This window comes from Candidatus Infernicultor aquiphilus (genome assembly GCF_002784285.1).
Lineage (GTDB): Bacteria > Atribacterota > Phoenicimicrobiia > Phoenicimicrobiales > Phoenicimicrobiaceae > Infernicultor > Infernicultor aquiphilus.
Genome location: NZ_PFKO01000352.1, coordinates 4201 through 6261, shown reverse-complemented (window position 1 = coordinate 6261; position 2061 = coordinate 4201). Strand labels below are relative to the sequence as shown.

Sequence of the window (2061 nt, the reverse complement as noted above, 5' to 3'; positions counted from 1 at the left end):
TACCAAAAATAAGGCCTAATCCAAAAGCAGCCCACAATCCTTTTTTTTGAAAAGACGGTTGATTAGTTTTTCCCAGAAAAGGTAATTGAATGATTTCTAAAAGATGAAGGCCTATAACAAAAAAAATTATTGCCACGATATAATTTCCATAAGAACCGATATCACCAAGCATACGGCCTAACAGCCCGGTAATAAGACCAATAACGGTAATGGTTGCTAAAATACCCAGAGAAAAAGAAGTTGCCAGCCAAAAAGCTCTTTTGGTTGGCATCTTACCCTGCTCTCCGATAAAGGCTATAATTAAAGGGATACTGGATAAATGGCAGGGGCTTAATAATATACTGAATATTCCCCAGATAAAAGAAGTAGATAAGGCAATAATTGGGTTTAATTGAAGAGAATTGGATAACCATTCGAATATAGTTCTTATCATTACTTAACTCCTTGCATTTGAAGAACCTTCACCAATTCATCTTTAGCAAAAAAACCTAGATGCCTAAAATATTCATTTCCATCTTTATCCAGAAAGACCTGGGTTGGGATTGCTCTTATGTTAAATTTCTTTTTATAAGGTTCACCAAAAACAGTCCGAACATCGTAAAAAATAACTTTTACCTGTCCTTTGTATTCCTCTGCAATTTCTTTCATAATTGGCTGCATCTGATCGCAAGGGATACAACCAACCGATCCAAGCTCTAAAAAGGTTACTTTTATCTCATCGTTCGTAGTCTCTTGCTCCGTTTGAAGGATTTCTTGCGAGTCAGTGGAAGTATTATTAAATAATGCTTTTGAACCAAGTACAACAACTATTAAAATGATAAATATTCCTAAATATATATAAATTTTTTTATTTTTCATTTAATTTCCCTTCATAAAAATTTTTATTATTAATTGGTAAATCTTTAACGATTTTTAATAATTTCCTTGTCTTTACAACAATTATATTCTATTTGGAGAGTCGTATGATTTATTCCAAATTCATTAAATAATATCGAATTGATATTACTCCGTAGCTCTTCGGCTTTACTTAGATTTATATCTTGTCTAACGTCTATATGACCTTCAAAAAGAAATTCTTTATCGTTTGCCTGCCAAATATGAACATGGTGTAAATTATCTACTTCAGGAATTTTTTCTACTACTTCCTTAATCTTTAAAATATTAATCTGTACTGGTGTTTTTTCCATTAAAATATTTATACTTTGTTTTAAAATATCAAATCCCTCTTTTAGAACATAAACGCCTATAATAAAAGTTAAAATAGGGTCGATTATGGTTATATTAAAACAATATATTAATATTCCACCAATGATTACTCCTAAAGAAGAAAGAGAATCTGAAAATAGATGTACGTAAGCTGATCTAATATTTATATTGTCTTTTGAGCCAGACTTTAATAGGAATACAGAAACTGTATTTGCCACAAGTCCAACAAAAGCAACAGTAATCATTATTTTACTTTCTATGTTCTGCGGGTTTTGTATCCTTAAATAAGCTTCTTTAAATAAGAAAAAGGCAATAATGATCAGAAAAGAAGAGTTAAATAAAGCAGCTAAAATTTCTGCTCTTTTGTAACCAAAAGTATTTTTTAAAGTATTTTCTCTTTTGCTTAATCTTAAGGCAATAAAACTTACCATTATTGATATTCCGTCACTAAAATTATGAAGGGCATCTGACAGTAGAGAAAGACTTCCAGATAATAAACCACCTATTACCTCTACCAAAGTAATTATAAAATTTAATACCATAATGATTATTAGATTTTCTTCTCTGAAGTGATGATTCATATGATTAGAGTCCATCTTTCTTTTCTTTTCAATGCTTTTCATTTAGTTTATCTCAATCTATTCCTTTACTCATTTAAAATAATATTTTAAATTCTTATTTATTTTTTTTCTCTTCAATCCATTTAGTAATTTCTTTTTTGCTGGGTACTTTGCCGGCTACTTTAACTTCTCCATTAATAACTAAAGCAGGAGTTAGTATTACTCCATAGTCAATAAATTTATTAAGATCAGTTACTTTGGTGATTTCTGCTGAAACACCAAGTTCTTTAATAGC

General features: G+C 29.9%; 4 protein-coding genes. All 4 read right to left on the bottom strand.

Annotation, left to right across the window (positions count from 1 at the left end):
- A partial coding sequence (locus COZ07_RS09945; RefSeq protein WP_406608412.1) for a cytochrome c biogenesis CcdA family protein occupies positions 1-433 on the bottom strand: 433 nt, incomplete at its 3' end.
- Complete coding sequence (locus tag COZ07_RS09940) at positions 433-858, bottom strand: thioredoxin family protein (RefSeq protein ID WP_406608411.1); 426 nt, start codon at positions 856-858, stop codon at positions 433-435. The genes COZ07_RS09940 and COZ07_RS09945, both read right to left, overlap by 1 nt.
- A 44-nt stretch (positions 859-902) precedes the next feature.
- Positions 903-1829 carry a cation diffusion facilitator family transporter gene (locus COZ07_RS09935; protein WP_406608410.1) on the bottom strand — a complete coding sequence of 309 codons (927 nt, stop codon included), beginning with the start codon at positions 1827-1829 and terminating at the stop codon, positions 903-905.
- Between the two features lie 52 nt (positions 1830-1881).
- Positions 1882-2061: thioredoxin family protein (locus COZ07_RS09930; RefSeq protein ID WP_406608409.1), on the bottom strand; the 180-nt coding region annotated here is incomplete at its 5' end.

What these genes read in the sequence shown, in the direction of transcription:
- COZ07_RS09940 (WP_406608411.1), bottom strand. Translation starts at nt 858, where the DNA reads ATGAAAAATAAAAAAATTTATATATATTTAGGAATATTTATCATTTTA.
- COZ07_RS09935 (WP_406608410.1), bottom strand. Translation starts at nt 1,829, where the DNA reads ATGAAAAGCATTGAAAAGAAAAGAAAGATGGACTCTAATCATATGAAT.